Source organism: Flavobacterium sp. JLP (assembly GCF_015350755.1).
In the GTDB taxonomy this organism is placed as follows: Bacteria; Bacteroidota; Bacteroidia; order Flavobacteriales; family Flavobacteriaceae; genus Flavobacterium.
Genome location: NZ_JADKPS010000001.1, coordinates 644,742 through 661,618 on the forward strand (window position 1 = coordinate 644,742; position 16,877 = coordinate 661,618).

General features: G+C 33.1%; 18 protein-coding genes. 12 read left to right on the top strand and 6 right to left on the bottom strand.

Going from position 1 to position 16,877, the window contains the following annotated elements:
- Window positions 1–26: 26 nt before the first annotated feature.
- The 4 genes from IRZ83_RS02910 to IRZ83_RS02925 are packed head-to-tail and all read left to right on the top strand — an operon-like array spanning window position 27 to window position 3,398.
- Entirely contained in the window at window positions 27–416 is a 390-nt protein-coding gene (locus IRZ83_RS02910; RefSeq protein ID WP_194566738.1) for a DUF1398 domain-containing protein, read from the top strand.
- Window positions 417–435: 19 nt separating this feature from the next.
- The gene (locus IRZ83_RS02915) at window positions 436–1,293 is read left to right on the top strand and encodes a ThuA domain-containing protein (RefSeq protein ID WP_029269446.1); all 858 of its coding nucleotides are present in this window, start codon (window positions 436–438) and stop codon (window positions 1,291–1,293) included.
- Window positions 1,283–2,140: a sulfurtransferase gene (locus tag IRZ83_RS02920; protein ID WP_194566740.1), complete on the top strand. Its 858-nt coding sequence runs from the start codon at window positions 1,283–1,285 to the stop codon at window positions 2,138–2,140. The genes IRZ83_RS02915 and IRZ83_RS02920 overlap by 11 nt, the downstream gene beginning before the upstream one ends.
- Before the next feature lie 16 nt (window positions 2,141–2,156).
- Complete coding sequence (locus tag IRZ83_RS02925) at window positions 2,157–3,398, top strand: ATP-binding cassette domain-containing protein (RefSeq protein WP_194566742.1); 1,242 nt, start codon at window positions 2,157–2,159, stop codon at window positions 3,396–3,398.
- 85 nt (window positions 3,399–3,483) lie between these two features.
- Here the strand turns inward: IRZ83_RS02925 and IRZ83_RS02930 are convergent, their stop codons facing one another.
- A complete protein-coding gene (locus IRZ83_RS02930) occupies window positions 3,484–4,527 on the bottom strand; it encodes an RluA family pseudouridine synthase (RefSeq protein ID WP_029269443.1) in 1,044 nt (347 codons plus the stop codon).
- Window positions 4,517–5,140 carry a PASTA domain-containing protein gene (locus IRZ83_RS02935; RefSeq protein ID WP_029269441.1) on the bottom strand — a complete coding sequence of 208 codons (624 nt, stop codon included), beginning with the start codon at window positions 5,138–5,140 and terminating at the stop codon, window positions 4,517–4,519. Before IRZ83_RS02935 ends, IRZ83_RS02930 begins: the two co-directional genes overlap by 11 nt.
- Before the next feature lie 239 nt (window positions 5,141–5,379).
- Between IRZ83_RS02935 and IRZ83_RS02940 the strand changes: the two genes are divergently transcribed.
- From IRZ83_RS02940 to IRZ83_RS02955, 4 genes are all read left to right on the top strand, one after another.
- Window positions 5,380–6,351, top strand: coding sequence for a D-alanine--D-alanine ligase (locus IRZ83_RS02940; RefSeq protein WP_194566744.1), 972 nt, complete (start codon window positions 5,380–5,382; stop codon window positions 6,349–6,351).
- A 129-nt stretch (window positions 6,352–6,480) separates the two neighbouring features.
- Window positions 6,481–7,173 carry a DUF421 domain-containing protein gene (locus IRZ83_RS02945; RefSeq protein ID WP_194566746.1) on the top strand — a complete coding sequence of 231 codons (693 nt, stop codon included), beginning with the start codon at window positions 6,481–6,483 and terminating at the stop codon, window positions 7,171–7,173.
- Window positions 7,174–7,247: 74 nt separating this feature from the next.
- Window positions 7,248–7,706, top strand: a complete 459-nt coding sequence (coaD, locus tag IRZ83_RS02950; RefSeq protein ID WP_029269435.1) for a pantetheine-phosphate adenylyltransferase — start codon at window positions 7,248–7,250, stop codon at window positions 7,704–7,706.
- Between the two features lie 106 nt (window positions 7,707–7,812).
- Window positions 7,813–8,391 (top strand): PhnA domain-containing protein, encoded by a 579-nt coding sequence (locus IRZ83_RS02955; protein WP_194566748.1) that lies wholly within the window; start codon window positions 7,813–7,815, stop codon window positions 8,389–8,391.
- 142 nt (window positions 8,392–8,533) lie between these two features.
- Here IRZ83_RS02955 and IRZ83_RS02960 read toward each other — a convergent pair whose 3' ends face one another.
- Together IRZ83_RS02960 and IRZ83_RS02965 are read right to left on the bottom strand one after the other, a co-directional pair.
- On the bottom strand, window positions 8,534–8,980 hold the full coding sequence (locus IRZ83_RS02960; RefSeq protein ID WP_029269431.1) for a hypothetical protein: 447 nt from the start codon (window positions 8,978–8,980) through the stop codon (window positions 8,534–8,536).
- A gap of 346 nt (window positions 8,981–9,326) precedes the next feature.
- On the bottom strand, window positions 9,327–10,676 hold the full coding sequence (locus tag IRZ83_RS02965; protein ID WP_194566750.1) for a DEAD/DEAH box helicase: 1,350 nt from the start codon (window positions 10,674–10,676) through the stop codon (window positions 9,327–9,329).
- A 290-nt stretch (window positions 10,677–10,966) separates the two neighbouring features.
- Between IRZ83_RS02965 and IRZ83_RS02970 the strand changes: the two genes are divergently transcribed.
- Entirely contained in the window at window positions 10,967–12,694 is a 1,728-nt protein-coding gene (locus tag IRZ83_RS02970) for a M14 family metallopeptidase (protein ID WP_194566752.1), read from the top strand.
- 251 nt (window positions 12,695–12,945) lie between these two features.
- Window positions 12,946–13,845: a hypothetical protein gene (locus IRZ83_RS02975; RefSeq protein WP_194566754.1), complete on the top strand. Its 900-nt coding sequence runs from the start codon at window positions 12,946–12,948 to the stop codon at window positions 13,843–13,845.
- A 128-nt stretch (window positions 13,846–13,973) separates the two neighbouring features.
- On the opposite strand, the gene IRZ83_RS02980 is transcribed toward IRZ83_RS02975, so the two are convergent.
- Entirely contained in the window at window positions 13,974–14,585 is a 612-nt protein-coding gene (locus IRZ83_RS02980) for an NUDIX hydrolase (protein WP_194566756.1), read from the bottom strand.
- A 7-nt stretch (window positions 14,586–14,592) separates the two neighbouring features.
- Between IRZ83_RS02980 and pyrE the strand changes: the two genes are divergently transcribed.
- Window positions 14,593–15,237: an orotate phosphoribosyltransferase gene (gene pyrE / locus IRZ83_RS02985; protein WP_029269422.1), complete on the top strand. Its 645-nt coding sequence runs from the start codon at window positions 14,593–14,595 to the stop codon at window positions 15,235–15,237.
- A gap of 179 nt (window positions 15,238–15,416) precedes the next feature.
- Entirely contained in the window at window positions 15,417–15,809 is a 393-nt protein-coding gene (locus IRZ83_RS02990; RefSeq protein WP_029269420.1) for a hypothetical protein, read from the top strand.
- A 253-nt stretch (window positions 15,810–16,062) separates the two neighbouring features.
- Here the strand turns inward: IRZ83_RS02990 and IRZ83_RS02995 are convergent, their stop codons facing one another.
- Complete coding sequence (locus IRZ83_RS02995; RefSeq protein WP_194566758.1) at window positions 16,063–16,803, bottom strand: biotin--[acetyl-CoA-carboxylase] ligase; 741 nt, start codon at window positions 16,801–16,803, stop codon at window positions 16,063–16,065.
- Between the last annotated feature and the right edge of the window lie 74 nt (window positions 16,804–16,877).

A 16,877-nucleotide genomic window follows, 5' to 3' on the forward strand; every position in this document is an offset into this window, starting at 1 on the left:
AAACACTAATCTAAAACTAAAAATATATGTTTACAATCGAACAAATTAAAGAAGCACATTCTAAAGTAAAGACCGGAGCAGATTTTCCAAACTACATACAAGATTTAATTATTTTAGGTGTTAAAGGTTACGACACTTTCGTGAATGACGGCCATGTCGAATATTATGGCGTAAACAATTACACGGTAACATCTGATGAAAAATACAATCCGATAAAAATTGCTCCAACTGCAAACAAAGAGCTTTTTATAGAATTTTTAGTAAAACATCAAAGTGGAGAAACAGATTATCTTACCTTCTGTAATCATTCAGGACAATGCGGAATTGCAAAATGGAGAGTTGATATTATCGAAATGACCTGCACTTATTATGATCTCGCGAATAACGAAATATTGATCGAAAAAATTCCTGATTAATTCATCTAAACAAAACGTCATGCTGTTTTTTATTTCTAAAAAAGGTTTTTTAATTGCACTTATATGCAGTTGCTTTTTTGGATTTTCTCAAACGAAAAAAGAAGATGCAAAATTTAAAGTAATTGCTTTTTATACCGCAAAAAACGATCAGGCGCATATTAGCTTTGTTCATGAAGCCAATAAATGGTTTCCGAAAATGGCTGAAGTAAACCATTTTGAATATGATTCAACCAGTAATTGGGACAATATGAATGCGGAATTCTTAGCCAATTATCAAGTTGTTTTGTTTTTAGACACAAGGCCAGAAACACAAAGTCAGCGAGAGGCTTTTCAAAAGTTTATGGAAAATGGCGGTGGGTGGATTGGTTTTCACTTTTCGGCTTTTGCCTTAAATGATTCGGATTATCCTCAAAATTGGGACTGGTATCACAATACTTTTTTAGGTTCTGGTGAATATGGAAGCAATACTTGGAGACCTACTTCGGCAGTTTTGAGAGTTGAAAATAAACATCAAATAACTAGAAATATCCCCAAAGTTTTCACATCTGCGCCAAACGAATGGTATCGATGGAGCAATGATTTAAGAAAAAATCCGGACATTCAAATTATTTTAGCTATAGACGAAAGCAGTTTTCCGCTAGGAACAGGACCAAAACAAAACGAAATTTGGCATAATGGTTATTATCCTGTCGTGTGGACCAACAAAAACTATAAAATGCTGTATGTAAACATGGGGCACAATGATATTGATTATGAAAATGGCACCAATAAAACCCTTTCATATACTTTTGAAAATAAAGCTCAAAGCCAATTAATTCTAAATTCTTTACTTTGGGTGGGAAAGTCAAAAAATAAAACAAATAAAGATGTCCAATAAAATTTCTCCAATTATAAATCCTGACGAATTACTTCAATTAAAAAATTTATCTGAAATTATAATAATTGATGCTAGAGCTGGAATAAATGCCGAAGAAAATTACAACAAAGAGCATTTAAAAGGTGCTCGGTATATCGATTTGAATCGGGATTTGGCAACCGTTGAAAATAATCCTGCAAAGGGCGGTAGACATCCTTTGCCGTCTTTCGAAAAGTTTTCTGAAGTACTTTCCAGAGTCGGAATTTCTCCTGAAAATCATGTTATTATTTATGATGATAAAAACGGATCAAATGCTGCGGCGCGATTTTGGTGGATGCTAAGAGCTATCGGGCATGAAAAAGTTCAGGTTTTAAATGGAGGTTTGCAGCAAGCTATAAAAGCTGGCTTTGCAACAAGTGATGCAGTTGAAACTTTTGCAAAAGCAGAAAAATACCCAATTTCAGAATGGAAATTCGCCTTAGCCGATATTAATGAAGTTGAAAAAGCACGAAAAAACGATAAAAATATTGTACTTGATGTAAGAGATAAAAATCGTTTTGATGGACTGACAGAACCTTTAGATTTAATTGCCGGTCATATTCCAGGAGCAATAAATGTGCCGTTTAGCGAAAATTTAAATGAAGAAGGATTTTATAAATCTGCAACAGCATTAGCTTCTAAATATTCAGAAATTTTAGGAAAAGTAAACCCTGAAAATGTAATCGTACATTGCGGATCAGGAGTTACTGCCTGCCACACTTTATTAGCAATGGATTATGCCGGAATTGCAATTCCAAAACTATACGTAGGATCTTGGAGCGAATGGTCGCGCAACGATCGCCCCATGGCAACAAAAGAAACAAAATAATAATTAAGATTAAGAAATGCAGCACTGGGATATACTTTTATCAAATCAGGTTAACAAAAAAGCTTTTATAGATACATTACTTTCTGGCGAAGCAAAAGAAGAATTAGCAGTTTTTAACAATCAAAAAGGAATTTTGTTTTCAGATATTGCTATTGAAAAATTTATCGAAAAAGAATACCAATATGACACTGTTGAAGCATCTCCAGAATCGAACAGACAATTGAGAACTTTTTCTTCTGGCGAACGTAAAAAAGAATTTTTAAAATACTGCATCAATCAAAATCCTGATTTTATCATTTTTGATAATCCTTTTGACCATTTAGATCAGGCATCGAGAGTTCTTTTAGCACAATCTTTAGAAAAATTAACGGATACTATTGCAATTATTCAACTGGTAAATCGCGTTGCTGATGTGCTTGATTTTGTCCCGAATAAAGCTCAGATTAAAGACAATTCATTTGAATTGCATCCGATTTCAAAAACCGAAAATCATTTTAAAACCTTTAATACTTCAGCTATTCCAAAAGCTATAGAAGCGCATAATTTCCACGAAAGTGTATTAATTAAAATGGAGAATGTTTCGGTTAGTTATGATGATAGAAAAATCGTAGACAACATTTCATGGACAATAAAACAAGGTGAATTCTGGCAGTTAATTGGTCCAAACGGCGCCGGAAAAAGCACTATTTTATCTTTGATTACGGGTGACAATCCAAAAGGATTTGGTCAGAATTTATTTTTATTTGGAAGAAAAAAAGGAAGCGGTGAAAGTGTTTGGGACATTAAAAAACAAATCGGAATCTTTACTACTTCTATGACTGACCTTTTTCAAAAAAACCACAGTTTAGAACAAATGATTCTGTCCGGTTTTTTTGATTCCATCGGACTATATAACCAGCCTTCAGCTCTGCAGACTAAAATAGTGGATCAATGGCTCGAAGTAATTGAGATGAATCATTTAAAAAAGAAGCGTTTCACAGAACTCTCCGTTGGTCAGCAAAGAGTGGTACTTATTGTGCGTGCGGTTTTAAAACACCCGCCTTTACTAATTCTAGATGAACCAGTTGAAGGCCTGGATGACGAAAATGTAGATCTGGTAATCCAGCTTATTAATACAATCAAACAAGAAACAAATGTGAGTATTTTATATGTCTCACATCGCATAGAATCTGGCCTCGCTCCTACTTCTGTTTTTGAACTATTGCCAAAATCAACTGGATCAATTGGCAAAATAAAATATCATTCAGAATTAAATTAAACACAAATTCCACTAATTTACAGGAAATTAATCTGTGTAAATTAGTGGAATTCTATTTAAATTATCTAATTGATAAATTATCTAATTAATTCTCTTCCTCGTCAGTATTGTGCGATTTTACATAATTGCGCCATTTCTCAATACAATCCTGAAAATCTTGTGGCAGTTCTGTATCAAAACGCATCATTTCTCCAGTTGTCGGATGCACAAAACCAAGTGTTTTAGCATGCAGTGCCTGACGTGGCAATGCCTTAAAACAATTCTCGATAAACTGTTTGTATTTTGTAAACGTAGTTCCTTTCAAAATCAAATGTCCGCCATAACGCTCATCATTAAACAACGGATGCCCGATGTGTTTCATATGTGCACGAATCTGGTGTGTCCTTCCGGTTTCTAATTTGCAAGAAATCAAAGTGACATAACCAAAACGTTCTAAAACTTTATAATGGGTAATTGCAGGTTTCCCTATTTCTGGATCAGCAAAAACAGCCATTTGCATACGGTCTTTTAAGTGTCTGGCAAGATTTCCTTCAATTGTACCTTCTTCTTGAGCTACATTTCCCCAAACAAGGGCAATATACTCACGTTCAGATGTTTTTGCTTCAAACTGCTTTGCCAAATGCGTCATTGCAGCTTCTGTTTTAGCCACGACCAAAAGTCCAGAAGTATCTTTATCAATTCTATGAACTAAACCGGGACGTTCACTGCTGTTCATTGGCAAATTATCAAAATGATGTGCCAAAGCATTTACTAAAGTTCCGGTATAATTTCCGTGACCTGGGTGCACAACCATTCCAGGCTCTTTATTAATCAATAAAAGAGCATCATCTTCATAAACGATGTTTAGCGGAATATCTTCTGGAAGAATATGATTTTCAAACGGCGGATGCGATAACATAACAGTCACAACATCAAACGGTTTTACTTTATAATTTGATTTTACCGGAATATCATTTACAAAAATGTTTCCTTCTGTTGCTGCGTTCTGAATTTTATTTCGAGTCGCATTCTGAATCAAATTCATTAGATATTTGTCAATACGCAAAAACGCTTGACCTTTAGGGACTTCAAATCTAAAATGTTCGAATAATTCGTCTTCTAGATCTAAATTTTCAATATTATTGTTCATCTTTTGGGGTTTCTTCAGCTGGCGCAGCTAAACTATCATTCGCCTGACTTTCATCTACATAACTCGCTTTTCCATCACCTAAAACTAAATCAATTTTAGACGCTTTCAGTACGCGGTCTCCTACTTTCAAGTTTCTTCCTTTATAACGCATCTCTAAAACCATATCTTTTCCAAGATTCGGAATATACGTAATTGTTCCTGCTTCAAGCCCTAAAGCTTTCAATGTAGGAACTGCTTCACGATATGTTTTTTCTATTAAATCAGGAATTCTGACAGATGAAAATCCTGATGCATTAATTTTAATATATATTTTTCTTCCCACTTTTACTTTAGTTCCTGGCAACGGATCCTGCTCCACAACACTATATTTTGGGAACTCACTTCGGTAATCAACACTATCCAAAAGCACATAATCTAAGTCTAGCTCGTCTAGCTTTTCTTCTACTTGCTCTTCAGTCAATTTAGATAAATTCGGAACGGCAATTTCATGTCCGTGATCAGTTGTAAAAGTTAACCAATGCATAAACAAATAACCTAAAACAGCAATAATAGCTGCCGCAATTAATACTTGCACGAAAAAAACTCGGCTTGTTAAATACTGACGTAAACTCATAAATTTATTTTTATTAGAGGCAAAGATAAAGCTATTTCGTTTCAAAAAAAATGATAATTTTGTTTTAAGCAAGAAAGCTTTTAATACACCTTATAAAGGCGAAAAAAAAAGCACACTTATTCAACATATTTAAACAGATAACCGCAGATTTATACAATTTTTGAATTCGCTCAAAATTTGTGGATTCGTGGCAAAACTTGAAACTTGAAACAAAATAAAACTTTAAACAAAAATATATAATGAAAAACATAGCCATTATCATGGGCGGATATTCAAGTGAATATAAAATTTCTCTCATCTCAGGAAACGTAGTGCATCAATATCTTGACAAAACAAAATATAACGGATTCCGTATTCATATTTTTAAAGAAAAATGGGTTTATGTAGACGAAAACAATGCTGAATATTCGATTGATAAAAATGATTTTTCAGTAACGGTAAACGATCAAAAAATTACTTTCGACTGTGTTTTCAACGCCATTCACGGAACTCCCGGTGAAGACGGATTAATGCAGGCTTATTTCGAATTATTAGGAATTCCGCAATCGTCTTGCGATTACTACCAATCAGCACTTACATTTAATAAACGTGATTTACTATCGGTTTTAAAGCCATACGGAATCAAAACGGCGATTTCTTATTATTTAAATAAGGGAGATGTTATCAATACTGCAGAAATCGTTAAAAAAGTAGGTTTGCCTTGTTTTGTAAAACCAAATAAGGCCGGTTCAAGTTTCGGAATTTCAAAAGTAAAATCTGAGACTGAACTGCCAATTGCAATTGAAGTTGCCTATAAAGAAGATAATGAAATTATTATAGAAAGTTTTCTTGACGGAACAGAAGTTTCTGTTGGAGTAATTAATTATAAAGGAGAAATAAAAGTATTGCCAATTACTGAAATTGTTTCTGACAATGATTTTTTTGATTACGAAGCTAAATACGAAGGTAAATCTCAAGAAATTACACCGGCAAGAATCTCTGACGAATTAACTCAAAAAGTAGGAGAAACTGCAAAACGTGCTTACGAAGTTTTAAAAATGAAAGGTTTCTCTAGAAGTGAATTCATTATCGTAGACAACGAACCTTATATGTTGGAAATGAATACGATTCCAGGTTTAACAACCGAAAGTCTGATTCCGCAACAGGCAAAAGCAGCGGGAATATCTCTTGAAGATTTATTTACAAACGCGATTGAGCTAGCACTTTTGTAAGTTACTAAGATACTAAGGTTCTGAGACTCTAAGATTTCAGAACCTTACTTTTTTATATTTTAAAATATCCTTGACAAAAACTAAAAAACGTAGAACCTTACTACCTCATAACCTTAGTAACTAAAAAAAATGAAACAAATATTTGAATGGAATAGAGTATTTTATAATGATTTGCCGGAAAACTTTGCTCTAGAAGTTGTATTTCGTTCCACAGTTATGTTCATCATTCTATTGCTAACCTTGAAATTAGCAGGAAAACGAGGTGTAAAACAATTATCTATTTTTGAAACTGTAATAATTATTGCATTAGGCTCTGCTGCCGGAGATCCTATGTTTTATGAAGACGTTGGAATTGTACCTGCAGCAATAGTATTTACAGTTATTATTATTTTATATCGCTCCGTGACCTGGCTTACTGGAAAAAGCAAAAAATTTGAAGAATTTATAGAAGGCAAAACAGAATGTTTGATCAACGACGGCAAATTTTCTATATCGACTTTCAAAAAAGAAAGCTTGGCGCAGGATGAATTTTTCTCTGAGCTTCGCATCAAATCTATTGAACATTTAGGTCAGATAAAACATGCTTTTATAGAAACAAGTGGCGAAGTAAGTGTTTTCTTTTATAAAGATGAAGAAGTAAAATACGGATTGCCTATTTTGCCGGCGGCTTTCAATAAAAAAAGCAAGAATATTTCCATCGATGGTATTCATGCATGCACTTTTTGCGGTCATACCGAAGAACAAAAGATAGGTACAGCCAAATGTAAAGTTTGCCAAAAAGAGGAATGGGTTGAGGCAATTAATACAAAAAGAATTACTTAAAAAATTAATTTAATTTCAAAATAAAGCCTTTGTGCCTTTGTGCCTTTGCAGCTTTGAACCTTAAAAGAAAAAAAATGCGAAAAGCCATATTTCCAGGATCATTCGACCCCATTACACTTGGTCACGAAGATATTATCAAAAGAGGAATTTCTCTATTTGATGAGATCGTAATTGCAATTGGAGTCAATGCCGAAAAAAAATACATGTTTTCATTAGAAGAAAGAAAGCGTTTTATTGAAGAAACCTTCAAAGATGAACCTAAAATCAGTGTAATAACATATGAGGGTTTGACAATTGATTTAGCAAAAAATCTAAAAGCCCATTTCATTTTGAGAGGCCTAAGAAATCCAGCCGATTTTGAATTCGAAAAAGCAATTGCACATACTAATAGACGTCTTTCTAAAATTGAAACCGTATTTTTATTAACCGCTGCAAAAACCTCATATATAAGTTCAAGTATTGTTCGTGATGTATTACGAAATGGCGGTGAATATGAAATGTTGGTTCCGGATGCTGTTAGGGTTAAGAAATAAAAGCAACATCCGTTTCAACACGCAAAATCAGTAAGAAACACCCAAAACATAAACTTGCAGGCGAAGCAAATTATAAGTAATTTCGCATTTTAAATAAAACAAAATAATGAGCATCGAAAGAGAATTAAACAAACGAAGCGGATCTAAATGCGAACTTTGTGGCGCCGAAGAAAACCTAAAAGTATATCAAGTATTGCCAACAAAAAAAGGCGGTATTGAAGAAGCTATTTTAGCGTGTAATACCTGTATAGACCAAATTGAAAACCCTGATAATGTCGATTTAAATCACTGGAGATGTCTTAATGACAGTATGTGGAATGAAAATACAGCCGTACAAGTGGTAGCTTGGAGAATGCTGAGCCGTTTGCGCGCTGCAGGCTGGCCACAAGAATTGCTTGATATGATGTATTTAGACGAAGATACATTGGCTTGGGCACAAGCAACTGGCGAAGGCGAAGACGACGAAAACAAACTGGTTCACCGTGACAGCAATGGTGTAATTTTAGAACATGGAGATTCTGTAGTTTTAATCAAAGATCTAAAAGTAAAAGGATCAAGCATGGTTGCTAAACAAGGAACTGCCGTTCGAAACATCCGTCTAGATCACGAAAACGCTGAATATATTGAAGGAAAGGTAGATGGCCAGCAGATTGTGATTATTACACAATATGTGAAGAAAATTTAAATTTCTCGTCTCAGTTTTCAGACTGTTCAATGATAGAAAATACTGCAAATAAAAAGGCTATTCAAAATTTGAATAGCCTTTTTATTGTATTTAAATTTCATTAGGGTTTTTACTTAAAACAATAAAAACCTGAAACTGAAAATTATTTTTGAAATAATTTATTGATCTGATCTTTTACAAATGGCTCAGAAATACTGCTTGTTGCTGCAGAAGCTTCTTTACTTGAAACCATAAACTGAACTGTAGCTTTTTCTGGAATAACACTTCCTGTGTAGTGCAGCCAAATGAAATTATTAGGCAATTCTAATTTAATATCATACAAAGGATTTGCGCCAAAACCATTCATGATAATACTGTAAAGACTTGCATAATCATTATTAACATTTTTAAAAGTAAACTTTCTTAAAGTTGACCCTTCATCATCGTTTTGAATACTTGTGTAATATACAGTATATTCATCTCCAATTTTTTGAATGTAGTTGTTATTTACTTTTCCTAATTTTTCAACCGGTACAGTTTCGATAACTTTAATTTGTGCGAAAGACACAACACTAACCAACAAAATGGCAATCGTAATAATTCTTTTCATAATTAATTTGGGGTTTATTATTTACTAGCACAATAAACGCAGAAATTATGATAAATTAAAGTCCTATTCGTTAATTTATTAACAAAAAATTAAGATTGGTGTTTACAATTGCTTTAAAGCCAAGAAGATCAACAGCTAAAACATTGAATTACAATAAATTAAATAATTTTTTATTTAATAATTCAAGTTATAAATCGACCAAAATTAAGGAATCTTAACCGATCAAAATGGGCTAATATTGTAAATATTTAATTACAAAATGGCTTTTTTGAGCTTAAAAAAGTAATGAATTTTACTCGTGATTTAGGCTAAAAAAACCTCAAACACGATCGCTCCTACAAAAAAACTATCTTTCTTCCTCTTTCTTTACCACTTTTCTGGCGACTTCAATTTTGAATTTCTTGCCTTTCATTTTTTCGTCTTTGATATTTTTCAGCAGGTCTTTTACCTTATTGTATCTTACTGCTGCAAACGAAATAAAATCTTTAACTTCGATTAAACCTAAATCGCCTTTTTCAAGTTGTCCCTTTTGAGAGAAGAATCCAACAATATCAATTTTATTCAGTTTTGTTTTCTTTCCGCCACTAATATAAATGGTTTGATATTCCGGTGGTTTCGGTAAAGTGGTTGCGTCGTCTACTTTCAGCACATCCATTTCGTAGTCGATATAATCTAATTTTTTTTCACTTTCGTGGATGATAATATACGCCGTTCCAGAAGCCTGCATACGTGCTGTACGACCATTACGATGCGTAAATTCATCTTCTTTAAGCGGTAAGTGATAATGAATTACATGTTTCATTTCAGGAATATCCAATCCACGAGCCGCTAAATCAGTTGTAATTAAGTAACTCATACTTCCATTTCTAAACTGAATCAAAGCGCGCTCACGCTCGTCTTGATCCATTCCACCATGATAATACGTCGCGTAAATTCCTTTTTCGTTTAATGTGTCACTAATGCGTTCTGCAGCATCACGATGATTACAGAAAATAATAGCCGACTCCGATTTTAGAGAACAAATCAGTTTGAACAAACTTCCTAATTTGTCTTTGGCTGGCGAAACAATCATTTTCATCGAAAGATTCGCTTTTTCTTCTTCCTCTGGAATAAAATCTAAAACGGTCGGATTTATCACTCGCGTATATCTCGGAATTTCAATATCTGATGTTGCTGAAACCAAAACACGTTTGTTCAGCTTCGTTAATTTTCCAATAATATAAGACATTTGCTCATGGAAGCCCAATTGCAGTGATTTGTCAAATTCATCCAAAATTAAAGTCTGAATTTTATCTGTACGAAAAGTATCTCGGTCAATATGATCTGCTATTCTGCCTGGAGTTCCTATTAAAACTGCCGGTGGATTGCTCAAATTTTTAATTTCGGTATCAATTGAGTGTCCACCATAACAGATGTTCACTTTATATTGAGTTCCCATTTTTTTCCAAACCTGCTCGATCTGCAGACCCAATTCGCGCGAAGGCACTAAAATTAAACATTGAACTGAAAGTATTTCAGGCTGTAATAATTCTAAAACTGGAAGCAAAAAAGCCAACGTTTTTCCAGATCCTGTTGGAGAAAGAAGCAAAATATTGTTATCATTTAAAATTGCATCTTGAGCAACTTCTTGCATTTCGTTTAGGCTTTCAATTCCTAAATTCGAAAGTATATTGTTGAAATGGTGATTTTTATTCATTTTGCAAAAGTAGCGAAAAAAAGTTGTTTCAGGTTTTCTTGTTTCAGGTTTCAGGTGTTTTACCGCAAAGACAAAGATCACGCAAAGTTCGCAAAGATTTTTTATTTAATCTCGCAAAGCCGAGAAGTCACAAAGTTATATTCACAAAGCTTTGCGACTGTCTTTTATAAAAGCTATATAGTAAAATAAACTTTGCGTGCTTTGCGGTAAAATGACAAAGTTGCTCTACTCCTACTTCAACCTGAAACAAATAAAACTTTATATTTGAATTTTATATTAAATCTAAAACCATGAAACTTTTTACCTTTCTCATTTCACTTTTCACCATCACAATTTTCGCTCAAAACAATAAAAAATACGATACTTTTTTTGAAAAGGGAAACGGAAATCAATCGGCTTCTTATCAAGAAACTATTGCTTATTTTAAGCTTTTAGCCAATAATTTTCCAACGATTCAGATTAAGGAAATGGGATTGACAGATTCTGGCGAACCTTTGCATATGGTAACTTTTAATCCTGACGCAGTATTTGATTTTGACAAAATTCAAAAAACTAAAGCCGTTCTTTTTGTCAATAACGGAATCCACGCTGGAGAGCCAGACGGAATCGACGCTACAATGCAATTTTACAGAGATTTAGCCATTGGAAAACTAAAAGCACCAAAAAACACTGTACTAGTTTGCATTCCGGTTTATAATATTGGAGGCGCTTTAAACCGAAATTCTACAACTCGCGCCAACCAAGACGGACCTGAAATTTATGGTTTTAGAGGAAATGCGAGAAACTATGATTTGAACCGGGATTTAATAAAATCTGACACGCGAAATACTAAGAGTTTTGTGGAGATTTTTCAGAAAATAAATGCCGATGTTTTTATTGATAATCACGTAAGCAACGGTTCTGATTATCAATACAAACTGACTTATATCATGACGGAGCACAACAAATTAGGATCTGTTTTGGGTGATTTTATGAATAATGAAATGATGCCTGCTTTGGTAAAAGATCTGCAGAAAAAGAAAATCGAAACAACGCCTTACGTAGACTCTTTTAAAGATACTCCAGACAAAGGTTTTGGGCAATTTGTTGATAGTCCGCGATATACTACGGGTTATACTTCTTTGTTTAATACGATTGGATTTGTGGTGGAAACTCACATGTTAAAAAAATATGCTGAACGTGTAAAAATGACATATGAATACATGAAATCGACTTTGGATTTTACCGATGCTAATTATCAAAAGATCAAAGAACTCAGAGTAAAAAATCTCGAACAATATCAACCAAGAAAACCATATACCTTGCAATGGGAATTAGACAGTACAAAGGCTACTACTTTTTCATTTTTAGGCTATGAAGCAAGTTATAAAAAGAGCGACGCCACAACTGGAAATCGTTTGTATTATGACCGAAGCAAACCTTATAAAAAAGATGTTCCGTATATAAAAGAATTCAAATCACTAAAAGATGTTGTTATTCCGTCTGCTTATATCATTCCGCGTGGTTATTGGAATATTATTGATCTGCTGAAAAACAACAACATAACTTTTTCTCAGCTGAAAAACGATACCATTATTGAGGTTGAAAGTTATAGAATTGCCGATTTTAAAACCGTACCGTCTGCCTACGAAGGACATTATTTGCACAGAAATACAACTGTAACTTCTAAGATTGTAAAAATGGCTTTTGCCGAAGGAGATTATCTGATTCCTACAAATCAAAAAGGCGTAAAATATTTAGTTGAAGTTTTTGAACCAGAAGGTGTTGATTCATTTTTTAATTGGAATTTCTTCGACCCAATTTTACAGCAAAAAGAACATTATTCGGAATATATTTTTGAAGATACTGCGGCAAAACTTTTAAAAGAAAATCCAACTTTGAAAGCGGAATTTGACGCTAAAAAAGAATCTGACGCTACATTTGCTAAAAATCCTGATGCGCAGTTAGATTGGATTTATAAACACTCTGTTTATTATGAGAAGGCACATTTGCAATATCCTGTTTATCGTATTTTGTAGTTTTTTTTAACCGCAAACTTCGCTAAGATTTTTTAATTTTGAGGGATTTTGACATATAGTAAGATCGCAAAGCTTTTAAGATGATCTTCCAATGGCGCGGATTTGCAATCCGTGCTATTGGAAAGAAATCAAAATAATCACCGAGGCTTAGGGAGTGGTACGCCCAACTTATCATCTTATATTTTTAACATCTTAATACGCAACTTTTTTGAATATATTTTACTACAGAATATAACTCAATAAAGATTAAGATGAAAAAAATAATGATGTTGCTCGCTGGATTTTTAGCTGTTTCCTGCTCTAATGATGATATAGTAAGTAGTGCTCCCCAAAAAAAACTTTCTTCTATTAAAATGAATTATTATCAGAATGATAAATTAATGACTTTTAGAAATTTTACCTTTTTGAATGATCAGTTAGTTACGATTAAGTATCAAGAGTCAGCCTGCGAAGATTATACGTATAACATTCAAGGACTGGTTTCTCAAATCTTGATTTATAATTTAAGTGGAAGGTTGATTACTACAATAACTTATTCTTATGATACTGCAGGCAGAATAACAGAAAAAAGCTTTAAAACTTTTGTAACAGATACTGGAGAGCCCGTAAATGTTAATTTTGTATTTACTCATCTTGCTGACAAAATAGTGGTTGCAAAAACCTATAACGGTGATATTCAGAACGAAGAAATATTAATGAATTCGAATAAAAAAATTATAAAACAAGTATTAAAACCAGATATTCATTCAGCAACATTTCAGTATGAAAATGATAATGTTACCAGTTCTAAAACATTCATTTTTAATTTAGAATCAACCGAATCTTATTCTTATAATACTTTAAAAAATGATTATAATTATAGAAAATACATTTTTGGAAACGAATGGAAATTAAATGATTATTTGGATACTTTTGATAGTGGCTCAACTTATTTTGTATATCTACAATCAGAAAATTTAATTTCAGAATACACCTCAAGTCCGTCTAGAATTGATAATTCATCTGATAAAACTGCAGTTTATAAGAGGATATTTACGTACAACTTTAACGATCAAAAACAAATATACAAGGAAACTGAAATATATTCTAGAATTGTTGATGAAACAACAGAAAATATAGGTAAAAGTGAATTTATATATACCTATAAGTAGGTTTTAAGTTGCTAAGATTCTAAACTAAGGAATTACTTTCAGTATTTTTACTGTTGATTCCTTAGTTTAGAACCTTAGTTCTTTTTTCTTGATTCTTGATTCTTTTTTCTTAATTCTTAATTCCCACCTTAATCTTCAACCGAAACTTCATCTTTTTCTGCAAACAGCAATTTAATGTTTTCGTAAGAATTTTTTAAAGCTTCTTTGATTTGTTCCGGGTTTAGCCAAGCTACTTTTTCAATTCCTTCTTCGATTTGTCCTTGCGGTGTTCCTTCAAAATCAGATTGCATTTCGAACCAATGTGTGATTTTGAGTTTGTATTTTCCGTTGCGTTTAAAAACGTGATAGGTTTTTTGAAGTTTATGTGTAATTCGGAGCTGGTTTACGCCAGTTTCTTCTTCAACCTCTCGCATGGCGGTGGCTTCGATGTCCTCGCCTTTCTCGATTCCGCCCTTCGGAAGATCCCATTTTCCGTTTCTGAAGATAAATAAAACCTCGCCTTTTTTATTGTATACAAAACCTCCTCCAGCTTTATTTACCGGAATTTTGGCTTTGAGTGTTTTCATAATCTCACTTTCGTCAGGATGATATAAACAGGCTTTTTGAATTTTATTTTGGAACATTTTAACTATAAGCTGTTCTATATCAATACTTTCTAACAAGAACAATTGAAAATCTGTTTCTTTCGAGATTTCATTTGTCAAAAAAAGTGGTTTGTCGTTCACAAAAACTTTATACATTTGTATTATGATTTTTAATAAAGATACTGCCGAAAAAACAGCCGAATTGCTTTTGCAAATAAATGCAATTAAATTGAATCCCGAAAATCCTTTTACATGGGCTTCTGGTTGGAAATCTCCTATTTATTGCGATAATAGGTTAATTCTTTCATTTCCGATCATCCGAAACTATGTTCGAGATGAGTTTGCGAAGAATATTGAAAAACAGTTTGGAAAACCAGACGTAATTGCTGGTGTGGCCACTGGAGCTATTGGAATTGGTATGCTGGTTGCTGAAAGCCTTGGTTTACCCTTTGTATATGTGCGTCCAGAAGCAAAAAAACACGGAAGACAAAATCAAGTTGAAGGTTTTTTACAAAAAGGACAAAATGTTGTAGTTGTTGAAGATTTAATCAGCACAGGAAACAGCAGTTTGATGGCTGTAGAAGCTTTACGCAATGAAGGTGCAAACATTAAAGGAATGGCGGCAATTTTTACATACGGCTTTAATGTAGCTGAAGAGAACTTTAAAGGCGCTAATATCGATTTGTATACATTGAGTAATTATGAAAATTTATTGGATCTAGCGGTTCAAAAACAATATATTACAGAAGATCAGCAATCTACTTTGCAAGAATGGAGCGTTAGTCCTTCTACTTGGGAAGTGGAATAGATTCTTAGATTCTTAGATTCATAGATTCTTAGATTCTTAGATTCTTAGATTCTTAGATTCTTAGATTCTTAGATTCTTAAAAATCGCTTCGCTCTTTTTAAGAATTTGGGATTTAAATTATGGAATTAGCTTAAAAAAAACTTAGCGCACTTGCGGTAAAAAACAAAACAAAAAACAATATGAACTTAGAAAGTCCAAAAGTAACTGTTCAGAAATCAGCTCAAGATTTATTTGATTTATTGACTGATGTTAAGAATTTTGAAAAATTAATGCCTGATAATATTGCTAAGTTTGAAGTAACTGGCGAGGATTCTTTTATTTTTGGATTAAAAGGGATGCCGGAAATCAAATTAAAAATGAAAGATAAAGTAGCACCAAGCAAAATTGTTTTGGGTGCAGCGAGCGATAAACTTCCATTTACCTTGACTTCGAATATTGATAGTATTTCCGATTCAGAAAGTGCTGTTCAATTATTTTTTGAAGGCGAATTCAACGCTATGATGGCAATGATGATCAAAGGACCAATCAGCAAATTCATTGAAACTTTGGCTAATAACATGACAAAGCTTTAATTTATCACTGGTGAATTATAAATTGAAAGCCTGATCTCTTTAGATCAGGCTTTTTTTATGATTATTTTTTTGCTTTATTATTGTCATTGCACTAGAAATAACAACTGCATAAAAACTTTATCTAAAAACCCTGCATTTTAAAGTCTCAACGGGATTTTTAAAATATGTTAGACGCATAGCAGTTCGTCTCTACAGAAACTTCTGGGAATAAAAAGCCTTAGAATCCTAGTATCTCAGAAGCTTAGAAACTTAGCTAATAAAGCATCTGAACTTCCTTAATATCGAATTCTGAAACAGAATCATCTTCAAGCAAGATTTGAATTTTTCCAACAGAGGAAACTCCTTTAATTATTCCCATAAAATTTTCTCCTGAAGATTTAGGATGAAGATTTTTAAATGGCATCGGAATTCCTTTCCTGAACAAAGCATTGTAATAATCCTTCCAGAAAATTATCGAATTCGTTTCCCACAAATCAATTTTCGTTTGTATATTTTCGATTATTAAAGCTGGCAGAAGATCTTTATTAACAGTATTTCCTAAAATCACTGCCAATGAGGAAGCATTTGGCAATTCAGTATAATTTGTCTGGTTGACATTGAGTCCTAAACCAACTACTGACACAATCCTGCCATCACTTTTTATGGTGTTTTCGATGAGTATGCCACCAATCTTTTTATTATATGACATAATGTCGTTAGGCCATTTTATGCTTAAATCAGGAATTTTTAACGATTTTAGAACCTCGATCACGGCTAATGAAACTATAATACTTAAGTCAAATACCTTTTCATTTTCATATAGAAAATCCTTTACCAAGGCACTCATAATTAAGTTTTTACCTGATTCAGATTGCCACTTCGCTCCCATTTGACCCTTGCCTTTTGTCTGATTTTCAGCTGTTACCACTGTAAAATTATCAAGTTCATCCTTGCTGGATAATGCTTTAAGAAAGTCATTTGTCGAATCTATGGCATCGAGTTTGATTAGTTTCATTCAAATAATTTAAATAACTTAATTTAATATTTTGTTAAGGTTCAAAAATAATCACAAATTTTGGTAACTTTACA